22 protein-coding genes are annotated in these 20,807 nt (G+C 55.2%); 11 read left to right on the top strand and 11 right to left on the bottom strand.

The features are described from left to right. The 9 genes from fliF to Q0778_RS05115 are packed head-to-tail and all read right to left on the bottom strand — an operon-like array spanning window position 1 to window position 6,249. Window positions 1-1,245 (bottom strand): flagellar basal-body MS-ring/collar protein FliF, encoded by a 1,245-nt coding sequence (gene fliF, locus Q0778_RS05155; RefSeq protein WP_298334513.1) that lies wholly within the window; start codon window positions 1,243-1,245, stop codon window positions 1-3. Between the two features lie 15 nt (window positions 1,246-1,260). Beyond that, entirely contained in the window at window positions 1,261-1,602 is a 342-nt protein-coding gene (locus tag Q0778_RS05150; RefSeq protein ID WP_298303619.1) for a flagellar hook-basal body complex protein FliE, read from the bottom strand. Next, window positions 1,599-2,033, bottom strand: a complete 435-nt coding sequence (gene flgC / locus Q0778_RS05145) for a flagellar basal body rod protein FlgC (RefSeq protein ID WP_298303621.1) — start codon at window positions 2,031-2,033, stop codon at window positions 1,599-1,601. Before flgC ends, Q0778_RS05150 begins: the two co-directional genes overlap by 4 nt. A 2-nt stretch (window positions 2,034-2,035) precedes the next feature. Continuing rightward, on the bottom strand, window positions 2,036-2,380 hold the full coding sequence (locus Q0778_RS05140; protein WP_298303624.1) for a hypothetical protein: 345 nt from the start codon (window positions 2,378-2,380) through the stop codon (window positions 2,036-2,038). 20 nt (window positions 2,381-2,400) lie between these two features. After that, entirely contained in the window at window positions 2,401-3,522 is a 1,122-nt protein-coding gene (locus Q0778_RS05135; protein ID WP_298303626.1) for a flagellar basal body P-ring protein FlgI, read from the bottom strand. Window positions 3,523-3,524: 2 nt separating this feature from the next. After that, a complete protein-coding gene (locus Q0778_RS05130) occupies window positions 3,525-4,100 on the bottom strand; it encodes a flagellar basal body L-ring protein FlgH (RefSeq protein ID WP_298303628.1) in 576 nt (191 codons plus the stop codon). Then, window positions 4,097-4,753, bottom strand: a complete 657-nt coding sequence (locus Q0778_RS05125; protein ID WP_298334511.1) for a hypothetical protein — start codon at window positions 4,751-4,753, stop codon at window positions 4,097-4,099. Before Q0778_RS05125 ends, Q0778_RS05130 begins: the two co-directional genes overlap by 4 nt. 24 nt (window positions 4,754-4,777) lie before the next feature. After that, entirely contained in the window at window positions 4,778-5,551 is a 774-nt protein-coding gene (locus tag Q0778_RS05120) for a flagellar hook basal-body protein (RefSeq protein ID WP_298303633.1), read from the bottom strand. After that, a complete protein-coding gene (locus Q0778_RS05115; RefSeq protein ID WP_298303635.1) occupies window positions 5,551-6,249 on the bottom strand; it encodes a flagellar hook-basal body complex protein in 699 nt (232 codons plus the stop codon). The genes Q0778_RS05120 and Q0778_RS05115 overlap by 1 nt, the downstream gene beginning before the upstream one ends. 547 nt (window positions 6,250-6,796) lie before the next feature. Here Q0778_RS05115 and fliQ point away from each other — a divergent pair. The 10 genes from fliQ (at window position 6,797) to Q0778_RS05065 (ending at window position 17,043) form a co-directional block, all read left to right on the top strand. Further along, entirely contained in the window at window positions 6,797-7,066 is a 270-nt protein-coding gene (gene fliQ / locus Q0778_RS05110; protein WP_298303638.1) for a flagellar biosynthesis protein FliQ, read from the top strand. Between the two features lie 20 nt (window positions 7,067-7,086). Continuing rightward, window positions 7,087-7,851 (top strand): flagellar biosynthetic protein FliR, encoded by a 765-nt coding sequence (locus Q0778_RS05105; protein WP_298303640.1) that lies wholly within the window; start codon window positions 7,087-7,089, stop codon window positions 7,849-7,851. After that, window positions 7,848-8,945: an EscU/YscU/HrcU family type III secretion system export apparatus switch protein gene (locus Q0778_RS05100; RefSeq protein ID WP_298334509.1), complete on the top strand. Its 1,098-nt coding sequence runs from the start codon at window positions 7,848-7,850 to the stop codon at window positions 8,943-8,945. Before Q0778_RS05105 ends, Q0778_RS05100 begins: the two co-directional genes overlap by 4 nt. Then, window positions 8,942-10,981 (top strand): flagellar biosynthesis protein FlhA, encoded by a 2,040-nt coding sequence (locus Q0778_RS05095; RefSeq protein ID WP_298303647.1) that lies wholly within the window; start codon window positions 8,942-8,944, stop codon window positions 10,979-10,981. Before Q0778_RS05100 ends, Q0778_RS05095 begins: the two co-directional genes overlap by 4 nt. A 30-nt stretch (window positions 10,982-11,011) precedes the next feature. Then, the gene (locus Q0778_RS05090; RefSeq protein WP_298334507.1) at window positions 11,012-12,142 is read left to right on the top strand and encodes a tetratricopeptide repeat protein; all 1,131 of its coding nucleotides are present in this window, start codon (window positions 11,012-11,014) and stop codon (window positions 12,140-12,142) included. Between the two features lie 361 nt (window positions 12,143-12,503). Next, window positions 12,504-13,352: a phenylalanine 4-monooxygenase gene (gene phhA / locus Q0778_RS05085; protein ID WP_298303652.1), complete on the top strand. Its 849-nt coding sequence runs from the start codon at window positions 12,504-12,506 to the stop codon at window positions 13,350-13,352. Continuing rightward, entirely contained in the window at window positions 13,349-14,269 is a 921-nt protein-coding gene (locus Q0778_RS05080; protein WP_298334506.1) for a tryptophan 2,3-dioxygenase family protein, read from the top strand. Before phhA ends, Q0778_RS05080 begins: the two co-directional genes overlap by 4 nt. Continuing rightward, window positions 14,259-14,891 (top strand): arylformamidase, encoded by a 633-nt coding sequence (gene kynB / locus Q0778_RS05075; RefSeq protein WP_298334504.1) that lies wholly within the window; start codon window positions 14,259-14,261, stop codon window positions 14,889-14,891. The genes Q0778_RS05080 and kynB overlap by 11 nt, the downstream gene beginning before the upstream one ends. Further along, the gene (gene kynU, locus Q0778_RS05070) at window positions 14,891-16,120 is read left to right on the top strand and encodes a kynureninase (RefSeq protein ID WP_298334502.1); all 1,230 of its coding nucleotides are present in this window, start codon (window positions 14,891-14,893) and stop codon (window positions 16,118-16,120) included. The genes kynB and kynU overlap by 1 nt, the downstream gene beginning before the upstream one ends. Window positions 16,121-16,371: 251 nt before the next feature. Next, window positions 16,372-17,043 carry an SDR family oxidoreductase gene (locus Q0778_RS05065; RefSeq protein ID WP_298334500.1) on the top strand — a complete coding sequence of 224 codons (672 nt, stop codon included), beginning with the start codon at window positions 16,372-16,374 and terminating at the stop codon, window positions 17,041-17,043. Window positions 17,044-17,048: 5 nt separating this feature from the next. Here Q0778_RS05065 and Q0778_RS05060 read toward each other — a convergent pair whose 3' ends face one another. After that, complete coding sequence (locus Q0778_RS05060) at window positions 17,049-17,510, bottom strand: Lrp/AsnC family transcriptional regulator (RefSeq protein WP_298303662.1); 462 nt, start codon at window positions 17,508-17,510, stop codon at window positions 17,049-17,051. A 127-nt stretch (window positions 17,511-17,637) separates the two neighbouring features. On the opposite strand from Q0778_RS05060, the gene ald reads away from it, so the two are divergent. After that, window positions 17,638-18,753 carry an alanine dehydrogenase gene (gene ald, locus Q0778_RS05055; protein ID WP_298334498.1) on the top strand — a complete coding sequence of 372 codons (1,116 nt, stop codon included), beginning with the start codon at window positions 17,638-17,640 and terminating at the stop codon, window positions 18,751-18,753. Between the two features lie 21 nt (window positions 18,754-18,774). On the opposite strand, the gene Q0778_RS05050 is transcribed toward ald, so the two are convergent. Next, the gene (locus tag Q0778_RS05050) at window positions 18,775-20,514 is read right to left on the bottom strand and encodes a methyl-accepting chemotaxis protein (RefSeq protein WP_298334496.1); all 1,740 of its coding nucleotides are present in this window, start codon (window positions 20,512-20,514) and stop codon (window positions 18,775-18,777) included. Window positions 20,515-20,807: the final 293 nt, after the last annotated feature.

Below are 20,807 nucleotides of genomic sequence, written 5' to 3'. Positions count from 1 at the left end.
TTAGCTGGCCTCCCGTTCCAAATTGGCGCTTCGGAGCAGCTCGGCAAAACTGTCAGCTTCCTCGTCTGATAGCTTGCGACGGGGGCGGGCGGCGAACAGGGCCAGCACAACGATACCAAGAGGTATCGCCAGCCACAGCCATGAGAGACCTGCAATGTTGGTGAGTGGATCAGAATTGGCCGTCCAGTCTCCTTGCGGAGAAGGAGGTGCCTGTTCTGTAACTGTACGAGGAGGCGGCTGATCTGCTGCGGCAAGCGCACCAGTGGTGAAATCCAGCATATCTCCTGATGCGCCAGAGAGGGCGATTGCATCGGTCAAAGTATCGGAAATGATCGAACGTTCTTCCGGGCTCAGCTCTTGCGGAGTTCTGACCATGATACGCAAGGACCGATCTTCAAGGCCAAATATCCGTCGACTATCAGTTTGAGAATTTGTGGTTTCCTGCCCTTCCTCATCAACAACGGCCGCGGTTTCATTCGCCACTTGATCAAAGGCGGAGACCTGAAGGTCAAATGGCTGTTGGGGGAGAACATCCGCGATCGCGCCGCGGGCCCGGATCGCGACCAACTGCTCCACCGCCTCACGTTCACTTGAGGCAGGGGAGCCCGAGTTCAACTCGCCAGTGTTGGGGACGCCCATCAGTCCACCCGCTTCATTGAGAACCACCACATCCGCAAGCAGGAGCCCAGGGACCGACGATGCCACGAGTTGCCGTATGCCATCGACCCGGTCGGATGAGAGTTGCTGGGTTGGTTCCATCTCGACTGTGACCGCCGCGGTGGGATTGTCCTGCTCAGACCGGAAGAGGGTGCGCTCTGGCATTGCCAAATGCACTCGGGCGAATTCAACTCCACTCATCATCATGATGGTGCGAGAAAGTTCGCCTTGGATTGCTCGCTGAAGGTTTATCTTTTGCGCAAACTCCGTCAGGCCGAGTTCATTCTCATTGAACAGTTCAAACCCAGTGGTGCCGCCCATTGAGATGTTCGCTCCCGCAACTGCGACGCGGGCATTGGCTGCTTCGTCTTCGGGAACGAGAATATCATGACCGTCATTGGCTAGCTGGTAGGCTATCCCCGCGGTATCCAGTTCAGCCACGATCTGAGATGCGTCGCTTTCCCGAATGTTCTCATAGATCGGCACATAATCTGTTCGAAGAACAAAGAACCACAGTGCCGCAAATAGGGCAATAATCCCCAAAAACAGTAGGATGAATAGACGCAATTGACGAGGTTCAGCGAGCATAGAGAATTGGCCAGATTAGAGCTGCATGTTCATAAGCTGACGGTAGCCTTCGGTGAGACGCTGGCGCACTTGGGTCGCCAATTCGACCGCCATGCGGGCTTCTTCCAGAGCTACAGTCACGTGGTGGATCGGCGTTGTGTTATCGACGACGAAGCGCGCGACCAGATCATCCGCCCGAGCGACTTTGCCGTCGACATTGGCGATCCCGTCGCTCATCATCTTGCCAAAGTTCGAGGTCGCAAGATCCGAGGATTGTTGTACCGCATTTGGCAGTTGTGCTGCCTGGCTTGATCCGAGATTGCCCATCGTAATCTGCGTCGCAGAGGTCACAGAGGAAATAGCTTCGATACCGTTCATGATTGTCTCCCCACTTGGAGGGCTGAGGAGAACATGCGTTGCGCTGCCTGAAGAGCCACAAGGTTCGCCTGATAAGCACGTTGCGTCTTGATCATCAGAGACATCTCGTCCGACTGTGAGATATTCGGATAGCTCACGAAGCCATCTTCATTGGCGTGCGGGTGGTCCGGATTAAACACCTGGCGTGAGCCGGAGTTGGTTTGGGCAATCTGATAAACCATAACGCCGCGCTCTGGTGGGGCATCGGCGGAGCCCTGTGCCCGCAGTTCGGCGCCAAAATCGGCAACCGGACCGGACACAAGACGCTGGGCAGTGTAGGTTTCACCATTTCCAGTGCGCGTTGTGTTCATGTTCGCCAAGTTTGTGGCAATCACTTGAAGGCGCTGCCATTCGACATCCAGCGCGGAACGACTGATCTGTGTGGCTTCCATGACTACTGACCCCCTCTTACGGCTGCTCTGGCGATCTGCATCTGCCGGCCCAGGAGGTCCGCCAAGGCGGCATAACGGCCTGCAGTGGAAGACGCGCTTTGCATTTCCAGATCGAGCCGAACGTCATCTCCTGAGATGCGCGGGCCGTCCGTTTCCATGTTGAAGACGAGCGAACGCACAGCTTCTGGGCCATCTTCGGCGGCTTCACGAAGCGCGTCCTCAAAGCTGACCTCCCGGCGCTGAAAAACTTCAGAACCGGCATTGGCAATGTTATGCGCTATGGCCGTCTGACGCATCGCCAAAGCGTCCATCGCTTTGATCGCCAGTGCTTGTGAAATCTCGGACATGTGACCCCCTCAGATCTGAGTTATTGAATGATGATATCTGCATGAAGAGCACCGGCGGCCTTCATCGCTTGCATGATGGAGATGATGCGTCTCGTGCCTACTCGTGCTTGCGATAAGCCTTGCACAAGAGACCCCACATCAGTGTCAGGAAAGCTCGCAACCGTGTCGTTTTCGCCTTCTTCGACCATCAGGTCGACATTGGTTACGATCAAGCTCGAAATGTCATTGGCAAAGCCCCCGATAAAGCCGGGCTGGCTGGCTTCGTTGTCGCTCTTGACGGTAACCTTGATATCACCTTGGCTGATGACGACGCTTGAAATGCGAACGTCAGAACCCGCAACAATTGTGCCTGTGCGCTCATTGATCACAATTCGCGCCAACCGGTCCGGCACGATCCGTAGGCTTTCGAGCTGCGCGATAAAGCGCGACAATTCGGCCTGAGTGCCGGGGAACTGGATCGTCACTTCATCGGCGTTCTTTACTTCTGCGATCTGGAACCCCTGGCTGCGATTGATCGCTTGGGCGATCCGCTCAGCAGTGGTGAAGCTGGCCTCGGAAAGCAGGAAAGAAATCTGACCGTTGTCCTTTAGAATGCTGGCCTCAACGGGATATTCAATCATGGCCCCGGCGGGCAGAACCGCGGTGGTCGGAAAGTTGCGTTGCTGACGCTCAAGCTCAGCTTCAAAGGCATAACCGCCAACCGTCAGTGACCCTTGCGCGAGCGCGTAGGGCTTTTGATCCGGGCCCAGCAACGGTGTCATAAGCAAAGTCCCTCCCGCAAGCGAACGTGCATCGCCAATGGAGGACACAATCGCATCCATCCGGTCGCCTGGATTAGCAGAAGGGGGAAGCGTGGCGGTGACGATCACGACAGCAACGTTGCGACTGTTGATCTGCTCTTCACTGACAGTCGTACCAAGCCGCTGCAGCACATTGCGCAACGCCTGCCGGGTAACCTCGCTTCGACGAGTGTCTCCAGTTCCGGGCAGGCCTGTGACAAGGCCATATCCGATCAGAGAATTCTCTCGCCAGCCGTCAAATCGGCCGAGGCCGGTAAGCGAAACGTCCTGCGCTAATGCGCCGGACGGCACAAAGACTGTCATTGAGGCAATCGCAGCAATAAGGAGGCAAAGCTTCTTCATCGTCAAAGCCCCAGAAAGCTAAAAATGCGGTTGAGGAGCCCTGGCTTTGCGCTCCGGGTCGCAAAGCCTTCTCCGTCGTAGTTGATCTCAGCATTCGCCAGCCTGGTGGAGATCACGGTGTTGTCAGGAGAGATGTCGATTGGGCGGATTTGGCCGCGAACCTCTATGTCGCGATGCTCGCCATTCACGAGCATGTATTGCGCGCCTTCAATGATGAAGTCCCCATTGGGCAAAACTTCGACGATGTGCGCCGCCATGCTCGCAGCAAATCGATCAGAGCGTTCGGTTTCGCCAATGCCGCGATAAGTGCTGCCGATCCCAAAACTGAGGCTTTCGTCGATCCCGCCAGCTCCAAAATTCCCGTTGAGCGAGGTGTCTTTGCCAGACCGCGTGCCGACCCGGTTGGTGGCACTGGCACTTTCAAATATGACTACGGTGACAATATCGCCAACCTCATGCGCACGGTTGTCGGCGGCCATATTTGCCCAATTGTCCCTGTCATATAGCTGCTCTGCGATAAGCGGCTGTGACATCAACAAGGGCACGCTGGCTAAGGTTATGAGAAGAGACTTCTTCATTTATCTTGAACCTCGACAATGTGAGAAACAGGGGCAGGAAACACTTCGCCGTCGCTAGTGCGGATAAAGACGTTGCTGCCTTCGCGTGCCGTCTGCATCGTGGTGACTGTGCGCGTGATGGTAACCGGGCCAGCTCCCGTTACGAGTAACACCTCTTTGCCTTTGGCAAGGCGCTGTTCGCGGGCAGGCCGGATGGGGCCGAGATAAGTACCTGAGGCGATGGTTTGCCTGGCGACGGGTGCAAGTGCTTGGCGATCATAGCCGACAATCTCAGCAGCCCCTCCGTTCTCGCAAGGCGCCTCGGCGACAAGCGAAGCGGTGACAAACTCCCCCTCCGCTATCGGGTTCGACGCTACAAAACACTGGCTCGGGCGGCGCAGGGTGGAAGCGGCGGGAGCAACCAGCACAACGCTATTTTTAAATGCGAGTGTCACCGCAGCCATGGGCAACCGATTGCGGATCAGTTGGTGCGCCGCGTCCTGATCCAATTCCAGCCTTGAAGAACCGCGCGGCACCTGTGCGATGATGGGATCATTGTGGCCTGTTGTGACCACAGCAAGGTCACTCAGCCGGACGTGACGGTCCTGCAAATGCACTTCCGTCGGCACGTCAGCGATCGCCATCAAAGCCAGACTTGTAAGACCGATAACCATGTGTGCGCCCCCTCCCGTGCTCGTCTATCGACTGAGGCTGTTGGTTATGGAGGCCACCTGATCAGCGGTCTGAATGACCTGAGCGCTGGCGGCGTAGGCACGCTGAAGGATGAGCATCTCAACCATCGCTTCGGTCATCTCGACGTTGGATTGTTCCATCATGCCTTGGCGAATGAAGCCAATTCCGTCTTCGCCCGGCACAGCGTCCGTTGTGAAGGCACCTTCTGCCAAGCGATACTGGCCTGATCCGAGCGGGATGAGATCGCTATCCGCCTGCTGACGCACCAGCATGATCTGGCCAAGCTCAAGCAGTTCTCCGCCTTCAATCTCCGCCTGAACAGTGCCATCGTTGGCAATGCTTAGCGCTCGGGTATCGTCTGGCACCGCGATCATGGCACGCAACGGTGATAGGCTTTGGGCCGCCAGCAGGCCGTCACGGTCAACCTCTAATTTCCCGCCACGCCAAAGCAGGCTTTCGCCATCCGGCCCCATCAGCTCGATAAAGCCGGACCCGTCGATTGCGATGTCGAATGACGAGCCGGTGGGTTGAAGCTCACCATGATCGGAAAGCGCCATCCGTGTAGCCATACGTACACCGCCATTCTGAACGGCAGACTGGCGCGCTAGCCTCTCATTCTCGGTCAACGGATTGGTTTGAGTTGAGACAATCTCTGAAAATTCCACTTCGGCGCGTTTGAAGCCCGGAGTGTTGATGTTTGCCACATTGTTAGCGTGGGTTTCCAAAGCTCTTTGCTGAGCGCGAAGGGCAACCGCCCCGACTTCGTAGGCACCGTTCATTATCCACTCCGTCCAAATGTATTTATCGCTCGGTCAAGCAATTGGTCGTAGGCGCGGATGATCTGAGCACCGCTTTCCACTTGCCTTTGGGCCTTCATCAGCTCGACCATCTCGTCGGATAAGGTCACATTTGACCGCTCAAGCATAGCCTGGCGGATTTCGCTGTTCTGAGCCTCGTTCAGGTCCGCAATCTCACTGTCGCTAAGACTACGAGCGAGCATTGGGTTTGAAGGCTCAAACAGCCCTATCGTCCCCATTACTGCTGTTCCATCGAGCATCGTTCCGTCAGGAAGTACTTCCATTCGATAGGTGGATGTTGTGGCATCACCGCCAGAAGCCAACTGAAGAATTCGCCCCTGAATATCGATTAGCGCCCCATCTGCCGCGATGCCGAACTTGCCAGCTCGTGTGAGGCTGTAATCGTCGCCATCTCGAACGAGAAAGTAACCTGTGCCATCGACCGCAAGATCAAGCGTTTCCCCAGTGTCAAAAATGGCACCCTGGGTGGCTTTCTGTTGTGAACGCGTTTGTGGGACGTTCAGCTCCGAAGTCGAAGCGTCTTCCCCTGCCTGCACTTCACTAAACGCGATCTGGGCTTTGTAGCCCGGCGTTTCCGCATTCACAGTGTTCTGCGCTGCGATTTCAATGCGTCGCTCCCCGCCACGCATGGTGGCAGACGCAATTTCTAACAAACCCACTTAGCAACCCCTTGCAAATGAATGTTCATAAGCATGGGACTTGTTTGATTCGGGTCAAGTCGGGGATCGATCTTTCACCACTTTGAACAAAGATTGACCTTCGAAATATGCGTCTAAACTGCCGACTTCTCGATTCGAAAGATACAAAACACTAGGAGAAACGGGGGAGTTGGGTCAGATTTTGTTGTCACGAAAAATCTGTTGATAAAAATCCGATCAAATCGCTGATTTATTTTGCACTAGTACATCTGTACTAATGAGCGATCAGCTCAAAAATCATCAGAATCTGGAACTCGATATGCGCTTTAAGCCCCGGTTTTGGCGGGTTAGACAGGTTTATTAGTCTCGTGAAATCGAAGGCCTGAAAGACTGCCTGTTTCACCACATCCATACCCATTGAGTTGAGAGTTTGCCGAAAAAGCCGACCGAAAAACTCTGGCCAAGTGGTTTTTGCACAGACTTATCCAGCCCTGACCTCATGCTATGTTTGCCAAGAGCTCAACTCTTGATGTTTCTACGAAGTGCTTTCGAAGCAAGGGGTCGCAAAATGTCATCGGAATCAGCGTTAGATCTTCTAACGAACATGTTGTGGTCAGCAGCATTGGTCGCAGGACCAGTCATGCTCGCCACTCTTCTTGTTGGATTGACTATCTCAATCTTCCAGGTCGCAACACAGATACAGGAAATCACGCTCTCCTATGTGCCAAAGATCGTAACCGCTGGGACGATGTTGATCATTCTGGGTCCATGGATGGTCTCGCAGCTCACCAGTTTTGCGACTGAACTCTATCTATTGATCCCTCAACTAGGCCGCTGACGGATCATAGGTCTGTACCGATGGAAGATCTGAGCAATACTGTCCTTGCGATTATGCTGGTGACCTTGCGATTGGCGCCAAGCATTACCTTTGCCCCTCCGTTTACGTTGCTGCGCGTCCCAATTACGGTTCGGGTATTCTTGTCGATAAGCCTGTCCATTTGGCTTGTCGCAGCTCGGCCAGAGCAGATGACTGCGGTTAGTGAGACTGACAGGTTTGCGATGCTCTTGTTTGGCGAATTGCTAGTCGGCGTGAGTTTGGCGCTGGGGCTGCAATTGACATTTGCAGCTATTGTTTGGGCAGGGAGAGCATTAGATATTCAAGCGGGATTTGGACTTGCAATGCTTGCAGATCCCACCACCAACGCGCGCATACCTTTGGCGGGCACTATTCTCGCTTATGGCGCTGGTATGATCTTTTTCGCGATCGGTGGCCATTATGATCTGATTGCACTTTGGGCCTCATCGTTCGACGCGTTGCCAATTGGATACGACCTGTTCGCACCAGACATCGGCGCGATCGCCGCAATAATGTCGACACTTTTTCTTCTGGCCGTTGGCCTTGTCGGCATTTCAATGCTGTCGATTTTCCTGACCGACTTGGTGATTGCCTTCCTCAGTCGAACCTTACCTCAGATGAATGTCCTTCTTTTAGGCTTTCAGGTGAAGGCGATGGTGATGTTGGTGACGCTTCCAATCTGTCTCACTTTCGCCCTCGGAATATATCTCAGAATCCTTCGAATTGCTGTGACCGAACCAGCAAATTTTTGGCAGGTGATCCCGTGAGCGAGCAGGGGGAAGAACAGAATAAGACCGAGGAACCTACCCCGTTCAAGCTGAAGAAAGCGCGGGAAAAAGGACAGGTTGCCCGTGGCATGGACCTGGGGTTTTCCGCGGGATTGATTGCGCTCGCATTTGCAGCTTCATTCTTGGGACAGCGATTTGTCGTTCAAGTCGCAGATGTAATGCGCTTCACATTCGCAACCGGCATAGATGGGCGAGGGGATGCAAACGAAGTCTTGGGCATTATCGCCTCGATCTACTGGTATTTGTTCCAGCCGCTTATCATCTTTGGCTGCATCGTCGCGATCCTGCTCATCACCCTGGATCTGCTCCAGTTGCGTGGACTTATCTTCAGTGCGCATCCGCTCAAGCCTGACTTCAAAAGGCTCAACCCTGCCAAGGGTTTGAAGCGCATATTCAGCCTGCGAATGGTAAAGGAAACGATCAAGAATATCGTCAAATTCTCCACCTATACGGTGGCCGCCTATTTCGTAATCAGCTCCGCGATTGAACAGTTTGGGATCCGGCTGACCGATGCGAGCAAGCTTGCGATGACGATGGAGGAAGCCGGGCTGTGGATGCTCTACGTTTTCATCGCATTCTCGCTGGTGTTTGCGGCAATTGACCAGATCATCGTGCGGGGCGAATTTCGCAAACAGATGCGCATGAGCCGTCGTGAGCTAACCCGTGAGACCAAGGATCGAGAAGGCGAACCTCGGATCAAGCAAAAGCGCAAAGAGCTGCATCAGCAAATGAGCCAGCAGTCAGAAAACCTCGGCGCTGTTCCGGGGGCGGATATGGTTGTCGTTAACCCTGAACACTACGCTGTGGCGCTCAGCTATGACCCAGAGAATGACTCGGCACCAAAGGTCCGCGCAATGGGCAGGAATCATCTGGCTCAATTGATCAAGCGCAAGGCGGGACTCCACGCTGTTCCGATCATTCCCAACCCGCCGTTGGCACGCGCGCTCTATGCCGATTGCCGCCCGGGTGGGGAAATCCCGCCCGCACATTATCGCAAGGTGGCGGCTCATTATCGCCAGTTGCAAGTCGATAAAACACCGATGAGGGGCAATATGCCAAAGAGTGTCACATGATTGGCAATATAATAAATAACAACAAAGATTTGGCCTTGGTTTTTGGCACCTTGGCGATCCTCATAATCTTGTTCTCGCCGATCCCACCGGCGCTTCTTGATTTTGCCATCATCGTGAATTTTGGCTTTGCGTTCACGATTCTTCTGCTCACTTTCTATGTGCAGAAACCGGTCGAGTTTTCGACCTTCCCTTCGATCTTGCTGGTGGCGACTCTATTCCGCTTGTCGCTCAATGTAGCGGCCACGCGGTTGATCCTGACGGATGCTGACGCCGGTGAGGTGATCGACTCGATCGGCTCTTACGCGGTCCAGGGCAATTTCGTGATTGGCCTCGTCGTCTTCATAATACTCGTCGTGGTGCAATATGTCGTGGTTACCAGCGGTGCGCAGCGCGTGTCTGAGGTGGCGGCGCGCTTTACTCTCGACTCAATGCCCGGCCAACAGATGAGTATCGATGCTGATTTGAATCTTGGCATCATAACTCAGGACGAAGCCAAGGCGCGGCGCGAAGAGCTTGAGAAGCAAGCCAATTTCTACGGTGCGATGGACGGAGCGTCCAAGTTCGTCAAAGGCGATGCGATTGCCGGCGTTATCATCGTGTTGGTCGATATTATCGCAGGTCTGATCGTCGGCGTCGCGCAGATGGGCATGTCTTGGTCAGAAGCGATGCAGCGCTTTACCCTACTCACAATTGGCGATGGTATTGCAACGCAGCTCCCAGCTCTGATCATCGCGGTTGCGACTGGGATCATTGTGACGCGCTCTGCTGCTGACAAACAGCTTAGCACAGAGATATTCAAGCAACTCGCTTCTGTCCCACGCATCCCCCTGATTGTGGCGGTGATCCTTGTGTTCATGCTGCTTTTGCCAGGCATGCCCAAATGGCCGATTGTAATCGTGGGCGCCGTGGCTTTCCTGGCCTGGTGGCGCATTCGTAAGAGTGGTGCTGCCGCGGCGTTGGAAGAAGGTGAGGACGACGAGAAAGAGAGTGCGCTGTCGGTCGATGGTCCGAATTCAATCGAACTTCGTTTGGGTTCTGAGCTTATGGAAGCATGGCAGAGCCAGCAAGCAATCTTGCTTGATCGGATCAGCAAGCAACGCGAATCTATTGAGCGAAACCTTGGCTTTTCGCATCCCAAGGTATCGATCCTGGCGAGCTCCGATCTAGGGGGGCTAGACTATGAGATTGCGGTCTATGGCGATGCCTATGGCAAGGGAATGGTTCATCCAGACCGGCTTCTCGCATTGAAACAGAATGATTCTGCAACCCCGATTGCAGGCATCCCGGGCAAAGACCCTGCATACGGCCTCGAAGGCTTCTGGATCGAACAATCGCTTGCCGATACCGCACGCCGTTCAAGCTACAGCGTGGTTGAGCCTGAAGCAGTGGTTACCGCCCATATCAGCGAGGTGGTTAAGTCGGAGATTTCTGCGCTCATGACAAGGGCGGCGACGGTTGAATTGCTTGATCAGGTTCGTTCACGGCAGCCCGGGCTGATAGAGGAATTGGTGCCAAACATCATGACCGCGTCTGACGTACAAAGAGTACTCCAGAACCTTCTGCAAGAGCGCGTGTCTATTGCCAATATCGACCTTATTCTGGAAACGCTTGTTGATATAGGTCGCCACACCAAAGAGCCCGCCGTTCTAAGCGAAAGATTGCGTGAACACTTGGCGGTATCGATATGTTCTTCATTGCGTGGGCAAAACTCAGACCTGTCAGTGCTCAGTCTAGACCCTCGTGTTGAAAATCGTATCCTTGCCAATCTCGGCGAAGGTGGGGGTGAAAACCTGATCTCAGCAGATCCACGCCTTGCGGAACAATTGCTCCAGTCGCTCGCTCCGATGGTGGACAATATGGTGCGACAGGGCCGTAATCCCGTGCTGCTCTGCGCAAGTCCGATCAGGCGGGCGATGGTACGGCTGGCTCAGCGCACGATCCCTCATTTATCTGTCATCTCAGTCGACGAGATCCCGCTTCGCACTGCCTTGAGCAGTTTTGGTATTGTCAAAATACCCGATCATGAGCCAGCCTAAACACTGACAAGACAAATAAAGAAGATACGCATGGACAATCTGCCCGCTGCCCGCCTCAAGAGCCTGACCCAGTTTCTGGAAACCGATCCAGAGAACCCTGCGCTCTTGCGCGATGTTGCTGAAACCGCGCTTGAAGCCAATGAATGTGATCTTGCCGTGAGTGTTTTTGCACGCCTCCACGGAATTGAGCCATTGGAGGGAGCGCTGGCCAACCTTGCCGGAATTGCTTCCATGAGAGCGGGTGACCAGAAAACGGCGGGCGAATGGTATGCTGTCGCGGCAAAAGAAATGTCGGACGACGACGGGCTCAGATTTAATCAGGCGTGGAGCCTTGCGCTTTCCGGCGACTTTAGCGCGAGCGCCGAGTTGCTGAGTGATGATGTGACCAAGGCACTTCCTCAAGCGGCCATGCTCGATATGCAGATTGCGCATGAGCTTGGAGAATTTGAGGACGCCGAAGCCAAGATGGATGCCTATGTGGCGCTTCATCCAGACTATCCGCCCCTTCAGGCCGCGGCATCAGTGCTTGCGATGGATGTGGATCGGCCCGATCTAGCACGTGAAGCTGCGCTCAAAGGGGGCTCCCATCCCGACGCTGTTACGACATTGGGCACGCTCAATTTGGGAGATTTCAAGGTCGACGAAGCGCAAGCTCAATTCGAGCAAGCTCTGGCCACAGGGCACAAAAATCCAAGGGCCGAAATCGGACTAGGCCTAGTGGCACTTGCGCGGCAAGACTACACTGGCGCGGCGAATTCCATCGATAAGGGAGCCGAGCAATTTGGCGATCACCTGGGCTCGTGGATCGCCGCAGGTTGGTCATACCTCCTTGCGGGAGATATGGAAAAGGCCAGAGAGCGTTTCCAGAAGGCCTTTGATGCCGATGACACCTTTGGCGAGGCTCAGGGTTCGCTTGCAGTCATGGATATTCTGGAAGGCGATGTTGAAGAAGGTCAGCGTAAGACGAAGGTTGCCCTGCGTCTCAACCGTCAGAGCTTCTCGGCCTCCCTTGCAGGCATACTCCTTGCCAATGCCAATGACGATACCAACACCGCAAAGCAGATCTTCGAACGCGCGCTTCAAACGAGTGTTCTGCCAGGCGGAGTATCCCTTGAACAGGCGATTGTTCAGTCAATGGCCGTCGGGACAACAACGAACTAGGCTTTGTGAGCCACACCCCTCCATACCCAATAGTACGCGGCCTTTTTCATGCTCGCCGAAGCGAGTGAACTCGGCGGGGATAAGCGTTCCAGCACCAGTATCCAGCCCGGAGTAAGAGGTTGCTCAGACCGCATTCTCGACGGCCTCACGCGGTACGGGTTCTGTCTCGTCGATATGATTGGTGATATGCTTCAAGCCCGGGGGAGGGGGATTTCGCCATTGTGTTGCCACCCACCTCGCGTATGCGCTTGCTGCTTTCAGACCATACTCAAACGTCTGGAAACAAGGCTGGAGCAAGCGCAGTGCTGCAGTGTAGGACTGAATTCAGGACCCTATAGGTGGGGAAAGAAGGAGCAAAGCCATGGGCGAAACCCATGTGTTCGAGACGAGACCTGAAGGTGTCGCGGAAGATTGGAGCATGCCCCAAAATTGGGAGCAATTCTCCGACAGCGACCACGCGCGGTGGAGTAACTTTGCGGCCAAGCAGACCAAGACACTTGAAGGACTGGCCTCCGACACGTTTATAGACGGGGTCCGCGCGCTTGAGCTTGATCGATTGGGAGTGCCCGAGTTTGACAGCTGGAATGAGCGTCTTCGCGACGTCACCGGTTGGGAGGTGGTCGCTGTGCCCGGCGTGATCCCAAACGAGCCATTCTTCAAAATGCTCGCAGAGCGCAAATTTCCAGTCTCTAACTTTCTGCGCCAGGGGCCCTCGTTCGAATACAGCGATGAGCCTGACATGTTTCACGATGTCTTTGGCCATATGCCAATGTTCATCGATCCCACTTTCGGCGAATTTATGACTGCCTATGGTCGTGCAGGCATAAGGGCGGAAAATATGGGGATGTCAGATTGGCTGGGCCGGCTCTACCTTCACACCGTTGAATTTGGGCTGATTGAAGACGGTGGCTCTTTGCGCGCATACGGGGCCGGACTAATGTCGAGCTATGCCGAGACAGTTCATGCGCTCACCAGCAATGCTCCGCGCCGACTGCATTTTGATTTGCCGCGCCTTATGAGGACAGAGTGGCCGTTTGACGAATTTCAGCCGACCTATTTTGTGATTGAAAGCTTCGATGCACTGCTCGAGGAAATGGAGACGACCAGCCTTAAGCAGGTGTATGCTCAGGTTTCGGACTTGCCGATCATCCCCATTGGCGAGAGCGTGCCGGGGGACCGTGAATTCAAAAAGGCTGGCGCAAATTCATGAGCATCAAAAAGACTATCGTTGATGGGGTCGAAACCTTCGAGGCAGAGATTGATGGCGAGACGATCCAATGGGATCGTGGCCTTTCCTATGCCCGCCACCTCCAGACCGAAACGCTTTTGAACAGCCAGATACCGGTCTCGGACAAGCCCGATGAGATGCTCTTCATCATCATGCATCAGACTATGGAACTGTGGATCAAGCTTGCCATCCATGAGGCGACCCAAGCGATGGAGCACATTCGCGCGGATGAGCTTGGTAGAGCGGAGAAAACGCTCGACCGGATAGCGACGATCTTGCGCCACATGATCCATTCGTGGGAGGTGCTCGCCACGCTTTCTCCGCATGATTTCGTCACCTTCCGAGGCTTTCTTCGCAAGGCCTCCGGCTTTCAATCACATCAATATCGCGCGCTAGAATTTTGCTTGGGGCTAAAGCGAGCGGACCTTGTGCTGGTGCATAATGACGATGCGGAGAAACGGGCGCAGCTGGAAAAGGTGCTTCATGCGCCATCGCTTTATGATGAGCTTCTGCGCCTGCTTGCGCGGCGTGATTTCGATATCCCAGCGGACAAATTGGAACGCGATTTCTCACAAAGCTATGAGCCTTCCGATGCGATCGAAGATGCATGGCTCGCGATCTATACCAATCCGGGCGACGACTGGGACCTCTACTCGCTGGCCGAGAAAGTCACGGCGGTTGAGTACTATTTCCAGGAATGGCGGTTCAAGCACATGAAGACCGTCAGCCGCGTGATCGGTCACAAGACGGGGACAGGCGGATCGTCGGGTGTGAATTATTTGGTGAAGGCTTTGGACTTGCCGTTTTTCCCGGAACTCTGGGCGATGCGCACGCGTATGACGGCTCCCAAAGAAGGCGGGAATTATGCCGATGATGGGGAGTGTCCCCTTGGTCACTAAGATTTGGGATATCACGCAAAAGCTCGGGGCCCGCACACCTCTATGGCCGGGAGAACCCGATCTGGTGGTTCAGCGCAATGTCGATCTTGGGCCCGATTGCCCGGTCAATATCGGCCAAGTCACCGCGCCTTTGCACGCTGGCACCCATGCCGACGCGCCGGTGCACTATTCCAATGACGGCGTCGATAGCGCGGGGTCTGCCCTCGATGCTTACATCGGTCCATGCCTTGTCATAGACATGCGTCATGCGGGCAAACGGGTGGAAGTCGAAGACTGCGATTGGCAGGCTCTCGAAGGCGCAGCGCGCGTTCTCTTTCGCACCTATGAAAGCTTCCCGCATGATGCGTGGGACGAAAATTTCAAAGCTATCGCGCCAGAAGTTGTTGCTCGGCTTCGGGTAGGGGGCGCAGTTCTCATCGGGGTCGATACCCCGTCGCTTGATCCGCAAATCTCCAAAACGATGGACGCCCACCATGAAGTGCTCGCAGGCGATATGCGCATTCTCGAAGGTTTGGTTCTCGATGATGTGCCGCCAGGCGAATATGAACTGATTGCCCTGCCGCTGCCGCTGGAAGGTGCAGATGCAAGCCCGGTTCGCGCTATCTTGAGAGAGCTTCCCTGATGACGATCACGCCCGAACTCATTGCTGAGATGGATGCCGCCGATCCTCTGGCGCATTTCCGCGATGAATTCGCGATCCGCGAGGGGTTGATTTATCTCGACGGCAATTCGCTCGGCTGCCTGCCTAAGCGGACGGTGACCCGCATGAACCGCGCGGTGAACGAGGAGTGGGCCGAGGGGCTTATCACCAGTTGGCTGGGCGCGGATTGGGTGAATTCGCCAAGACGCATTGGCGATAAAATCGGCAAGCTTTTGGGCGCAGAGTCGGGCGAAGTGATCGCGGGTGAAAGCACCTCGATTAATGTTTTCAAGGCGCTCACCGCTGCATTGTCCTTGCAAAAGGGGCGGCGCGTGCTCCTGACCGAGACGACCAACTTTCCGACCGACAATTACATGATGCAAGGGCTTGCCCGCTTTGGCGATCTGGAATGCCGCGAGGTGGCACCTGACGCTGTGCTGGATGCGCTGGACGAGAGCGTCGCCGTGCTGCTCCTCACACAGGTGCATTACAAAACCGCCCGCATCCGCGACATGGCCAAAGTGACCGCCCACGCTCACGAAAAGGGCGTTCTGGTGGTCTGGGATCTGAGCCATTCCGCTGGTGCAATCGAAGTCGATCTGAACGACGCGAAGGCGGACTTCGCGGTTGGGTGCGGGTACAAATTTTTAAACGGTGGCCCCGGCGCGCCAGCTTTCCTGTTTGCCGCCAAACGTCACCACCATGCTGACCCTGTGCTGTCGGGTTGGTTCGGCCATGCGCGGCCCTTCGACTTCGACGGACGATTTGAACCAGCACAAGGCATTGAGCGTTTCCAGTGCGGGACACCGCCGGTGCTGGGTATGAGTGCATTGGAAGAGGGCGTCGATTTGATGCTGGAAGCGGATATGAGCGCGCTTCGGCAAAAGTCGATCGCATTGTCAGAGCTGTTTATTGAGCTGATTGAAGAACGGTGCGGCGAGTATGGCTTTGAATTTGTTTGCCCCAAAAACAGCGCCGAGCGCGGCAGCCAAGTTGCCTTCGCTCACCCAGAGGCATACGCGATGATGCAAGCTTTGAAGGCGCGCGATGTCATTGGCGATTTCCGCGCGCCCAACATCATGCGCTTTGGGATTACGCCGCTGTATTTGAGCTTCGCCGATATTGCGGAAGGGATCGAGAGGCTCCGCACGATCTGTGAAACCCGCGAATGGGACCGCGAGGAATATCGTACGCGCGCGGCGGTCACTTGAGATGAGAGGAGGCAGGAACTGCTGATTTCCTACTGTCGCTTGCCTTGATACTTACGGCCGCATGTCAGCGAACCCAACGCTACCAGAATCAATCGATTTTTCCGATTAAATCACCCGTCATTAATCGATAGGATTTTAAGCCTTGGACAGTGTCTCAAGTGTCTCAAACTTTGTTTTTCACGCCATGGTCGCAATCAGCGACTCACCGCTCTATCTCGCTCTCAGTTGGGCTTTCTTGAGGAATTGAATTGATGAAAACTGTTCTCGTCACCGGCGCTTGCGGCATTGTTGGAGCGGTTGTTTGGGAAACCCTTGTGCGTAAGGGGTATCATGTCATCGGGGTTGATCTGGCTGATAGCCTGCCATTTGAAAACACCAGCGTTGATTTTCGCGGCGGGTTGGACCTGACCAGCGAAGAGGCCGTGCAATCCCTTGCTGACACTCTCAAGGTGGAAGGTCGCACGCTCGATGGACTCGTCAACATCGCTGGCGGCTTCGTCTGGGAGGAAATGCTCAGCGGCTCGGCAGGCGCGTGGCATCGCATGTTTGAGATGAATGTGATGACAACGCTCAATTCCTGTCGCGCGTTTGCGCCGCTGCTCAACAATCCGTCCAGTGTGATCAACATCGGGGCGGCTGCAGCCGACAAAGCGGGGCTTGGCATGGGCGCATACGCTGCGTCCAAATCGGCAGTGATCAAGCTGAGCGAAGCCCTCAATGAGGAATTGCGAGGGCGCGGCGCTCGCGTGAATGTCATCTCGCCTACGATTGTCGACACGCCAACCAACCGGGCCGAGATGTCCGATAGCGACTTCAGCGACTGGGTCTCGCCAAGCCAGATTGCGGAACTCGCGGCGTACCTGCTTTCAACGGACTCGTCGGCAATCAACGGCGAGAATGTGCGCATTCGTGGAGGCGTTTGAGTCGCCTATTCGCTGCGGACTGGATAGCCCGACCAAGGTTTGACTTCGCGGATCGAGAAGAAGCTCTTCATTGTCGCGACACCAGGGAGTTTGGCGAGCGCTTTGCGATGGATGCTGTCGAAGTGATCCAAGTCCGTTGCGGCGATGCGCAGCATGTAATCGGCCTCGCCCGAAAGGAGGTGACAGGAGAGGATTTCATCAAAACCGCATGCCGCCTCTTCGAAAAGGTCCATCGCTTCCTGGCCTTGGTTGGCAAGAGTGATCTCGACGAATGCCTGCATGCGAAGCCCCAGCTTTCGCGGGTCGAGCCGTGCTGCGTAGCCTTGGATGGTTCCATCATCCTCAAGGGCACGCATCCTGCGATGCGCGGCGGAGCTAGACATGCCGGTAACTTGTGCAAGTTCGGCGATCGAGCGTCCGGAGTCGTTTTGCAGTTCGCGAAGAAGTCGGTCTTCTGGGGTTGGCAAGATTTCCCTCCATTTACACCTAAGTCAGAGGTTTATCCCACTATAGCACCGATGGCCGATGAAATAGGGGAAATTTCCCGCACTTTTCATGATATTCTATTGGTAAAGAATTAAGAGGAGACATACTATGCGTGTCGGCTGTCCCAAAGAAATCAAGAACCATGAATACCGCGTTGGCCTTACTCCAGAGAGCGCGCGTGAACTTGCGACCCATGGCCACGAGGTATGGATTGAAAGCGGTGCTGGTCTTGGCATTGGTGCGTCGGACGAAAGCTTCATCGCGGCGGGTGCAAAGATTACAGACGGGCCCGACCCAATCTTTGCCGAATGCGAGATGGTGGTGAAGGTCAAGGAACCCCAGGCGGTTGAGCGTTCCAAGCTCCGCGAGGGTCAAGTGCTGTACACTTACCTGCACCTTGCTCCCGATCCTGAACAAACCGAAGACCTCGTCAAATCGGGCGTCACCGCAATTGCCTATGAGACCGTGACCGGAGCGGAAGGCTCGCTCCCATTGCTCAAACCGATGAGCCAAGTTGCTGGTCGTATGAGCGTGCAGGCTGGTGCGAGCGCTCTGGAAAAAGCCCACGGTGGCCGCGGTGTTCTGCTTGGCGGTGTGCCCGGTGTACTTCCTGCCAAAGTCACTGTGATCGGTGGTGGCGTTGTTGGCTTTAATGCGGCGCAAATGGCGGCTGGCCTTGGCGCAGATGTGACGATCCTCGACCGCAATCCAGAGGTACTGGAAAAGCTCGCCATGCACTTTGAATCGCGCGCCAAGACTCGCTTTTCAAACCTTGCGAACCTTCAAGAAGCGGTGTGCGAGGCAGACCTTGTGATCGGCGCAGTTCTGATCCCCGGAGCAGCGGCACCCAAGCTGGTCTCGCGCGATATGCTCAAGCAGATGCAGCCCGGCGCGGTGCTGGTTGATGTCGCGATTGACCAAGGTGGATGTTTTGAGACTTCCAAAGCCACCACCCACGCAGAACCCACCTACGTGGTTGACGACGTGGTCCACTATTGCGTGGCCAATATGCCAGGCGCGGTTGCGCGCACCAGCACCTATGCCCTCAATAATGTGACCTTGCCGCACGCATTGCGCATCGCCGACCTCGGCTGGAAAGAGGCTCTACGCCGTGACCCGCATCTGGCGGAGGGCCTCAACGTACACGGCGGCGCAGTGTGCTACAAAGCGGTCGCGGACGAGCTCGGCTACGACTACCTACCAGTCGCATATATCCTGGGGTGAACCGTGAGCCGGAGTTCGGGTTTAGTCTCTTCTAATCTGCTCGAGGAAATTCGCCACTTTCTCTTTTAAGAGATCGGACTGCACCTCAAGATCGTTCGACGCGGAGAGAAGCTGTCCGCACGCTTCTCCCACGGTGTTTGCTGTTTTTCGCAGCTCCTGAGTGGTTGCAGAAACTCCTGCTACCCCCGCAGCGGCGAGATCAATGCTCTCTGCTAGGCTCTTGCTAGCGTATGATTGTTGATTCATTGCTGAGGCAATTGAAGTGGCCGCGGTCTCCAGCACGCCAATTTGTTCACGAATTTCGGCGAGCTCAATTGCACTTGCCTTGGTGCCTTGCTGCATTTCTTTGATGCTGCTCGACACATCTCCAGTAGCGTGATGCGTTTGGTTGGCGAGTTCTTTGACCTCGCTTGCAACCACTGCGAACCCACGACCTGCCTCTCCACCGCGTGCCGCTTCGATTGAGGCGTTTACGGCGAGCAGACGCGTGCGCCCGGCGATTGAGTTGATAAGCTCTGCGATCTCGCCAATGCCTTCCGCGCGCTCCGTAAGAAGGGTGACTGTCGCGTCGGTTGCAGTTGCGGTTTCGTTGGTGAAGCGCGCAAGTTGCGCTGCGTCGGCGGCCTGTCCGGAGACGCTATCGATCGAAATCGCGAATTGATCGGAGGCCGCTGCCGCTGCTGTACTACCTTGCGCGACCTGTTCTATGGCTTTGGCGATATGCTCGATCTGATCAAGAGCTTCGGTAGCTTCGCATGACATATCGCGAGCCGTGATATTGAAGCTGTGGGCGGCCGAAGCCACCGTTTCAGAAACCTCGCCGATAGTGGCTTCGAATTGGGCGGCGAGTTCAAGCAGCTCCCTTTTGCGTGCTTCATTTTTGCGGACTCTACGCTCTTCATCGCGCATTCGTCCTTGTTCGCGCACGTTGAGCAAAGCACGTTCTGCTTCATGCTGAGATTGAATGGCTTGACGCTTCTCGGCCTCGCTGGCCTCCAGTTCGGCGGTATCGCGAACGTGTTTGAGCGCCTCACACGATCGAAGCAAGAATTGCGCATAAAGCATAAGAATCAGTAAAATATATGCGCCCACATAGTAGGCGGTCAGAGCATTCTCTGACACCAGAACTCCCAATACCCCACCAGACGCAATGATGATCATGAAGATCAGGGATAAGAGCGGGTAAGGTGAGCCTCCAATCCCGCCAAGAGCAATCACTCCAACAATCGCACCTACTGCAATGCCGTGCCATTGCTCTGGTAGATAGACCATGGAGGCATAGCCAAAGCACATCCAGCCCAGAGCAAGCCCAAGCAGAGAAACAGCCGCGACAGATGTATCGTGTCTGTGGCCCGACAATTCATCCGATCCGGCGGACAAGCTCGGCATGAAGACAAATGCAAATGCCAGAGAAAGGGCACTGATTAGGCAACCGGCATTCATCAGCCAGCTTTGCTCGTGGATGCCTGAAGCAAAGTTTACAAACCCTATGAATACGACGCTCGCCCAGCCGTTTTGAGCAAGATAGCGAGTGACCATCTTGGTCTGATAGTCTCTTTGCAGTTTCTCCCAACGGGGGTCGTAGGCGGGAACACCTAGGGCGCGCTGTGCTGTTGCCATGAATGCACCGAAGTAAGTTTGGCGCGAAGCTGACGGGATTGCAGCTCCATCCGCAGGAAGGTCATTCTCGCGAGTATTGCGCTCTAAAGCCTTGGTTGCTGATGCTGTAACAATCGGACTATCGCCACTAAACGCATTCATTGGGTGCCAGCCTCCTTACAATGCGGGATACGCCTGAGTGCTTGTGGTGCTCTTAACTGTGCTTTGCGGGATTCCACCCTGCTTCAGTCTCGACTACTGACAACAAACGGTCAGCCGGTGAGTATGAGTGGTTCATGATGCCAATCAGATTTGCTTGGCCAGAGAGGAGATTTAGCATGACCTCGTGGGTCGCAGCATCATTCGGCCGTCCAAAGTGTTGCAAAAAATCGACCTTCAGCTCTCGAGTTGACGAACCAATTCGTGGTCGTTTGACTCCCCCAAGTTTTCTCCTT

It is taken from the genome of uncultured Erythrobacter sp. (assembly GCF_947502395.1).
In the GTDB taxonomy this organism is placed as follows: Bacteria; Pseudomonadota; Alphaproteobacteria; order Sphingomonadales; family Sphingomonadaceae; genus Erythrobacter.
This window is presented reverse-complemented; position numbering and strand designations above follow the sequence as displayed.

Excerpts from the sequence above, each read along its gene's own strand:
- fliF (WP_298334513.1), bottom strand. The coding sequence starts at position 1,245 with ATGCTCGCTGAACCTCGTCAATTGCGTCTATTCATCCTACTGTTTTTG.
- Q0778_RS05150 (WP_298303619.1), bottom strand. The coding sequence starts at position 1,602 with ATGAACGGTATCGAAGCTATTTCCTCTGTGACCTCTGCGACGCAGATT.
- flgC (WP_298303621.1), bottom strand. The coding sequence starts at position 2,033 with ATGGAAGCCACACAGATCAGTCGTTCCGCGCTGGATGTCGAATGGCAG.
- Q0778_RS05140 (WP_298303624.1), bottom strand. The coding sequence starts at position 2,380 with ATGTCCGAGATTTCACAAGCACTGGCGATCAAAGCGATGGACGCTTTG.
- Q0778_RS05135 (WP_298303626.1), bottom strand. The coding sequence starts at position 3,522 with ATGAAGAAGCTTTGCCTCCTTATTGCTGCGATTGCCTCAATGACAGTC.
- Q0778_RS05130 (WP_298303628.1), bottom strand. The coding sequence starts at position 4,100 with ATGAAGAAGTCTCTTCTCATAACCTTAGCCAGCGTGCCCTTGTTGATG.
- Q0778_RS05125 (WP_298334511.1), bottom strand. The coding sequence starts at position 4,753 with ATGGTTATCGGTCTTACAAGTCTGGCTTTGATGGCGATCGCTGACGTG.
- Q0778_RS05120 (WP_298303633.1), bottom strand. The coding sequence starts at position 5,551 with ATGAACGGTGCCTACGAAGTCGGGGCGGTTGCCCTTCGCGCTCAGCAA.
- fliQ (WP_298303638.1), top strand. The coding sequence starts at position 6,797 with ATGTCATCGGAATCAGCGTTAGATCTTCTAACGAACATGTTGTGGTCA.
- Q0778_RS05105 (WP_298303640.1), top strand. The coding sequence starts at position 7,087 with ATGGAAGATCTGAGCAATACTGTCCTTGCGATTATGCTGGTGACCTTG.
- Q0778_RS05095 (WP_298303647.1), top strand. The coding sequence starts at position 8,942 with ATGATTGGCAATATAATAAATAACAACAAAGATTTGGCCTTGGTTTTT.
- Q0778_RS05090 (WP_298334507.1), top strand. The coding sequence starts at position 11,012 with ATGGACAATCTGCCCGCTGCCCGCCTCAAGAGCCTGACCCAGTTTCTG.
- phhA (WP_298303652.1), top strand. The coding sequence starts at position 12,504 with ATGGGCGAAACCCATGTGTTCGAGACGAGACCTGAAGGTGTCGCGGAA.
- Q0778_RS05080 (WP_298334506.1), top strand. The coding sequence starts at position 13,349 with ATGAGCATCAAAAAGACTATCGTTGATGGGGTCGAAACCTTCGAGGCA.
- kynU (WP_298334502.1), top strand. The coding sequence starts at position 14,891 with ATGACGATCACGCCCGAACTCATTGCTGAGATGGATGCCGCCGATCCT.
- Q0778_RS05065 (WP_298334500.1), top strand. The coding sequence starts at position 16,372 with ATGAAAACTGTTCTCGTCACCGGCGCTTGCGGCATTGTTGGAGCGGTT.
- ald (WP_298334498.1), top strand. The coding sequence starts at position 17,638 with ATGCGTGTCGGCTGTCCCAAAGAAATCAAGAACCATGAATACCGCGTT.
- Q0778_RS05050 (WP_298334496.1), bottom strand. The coding sequence starts at position 20,514 with ATGAATGCGTTTAGTGGCGATAGTCCGATTGTTACAGCATCAGCAACC.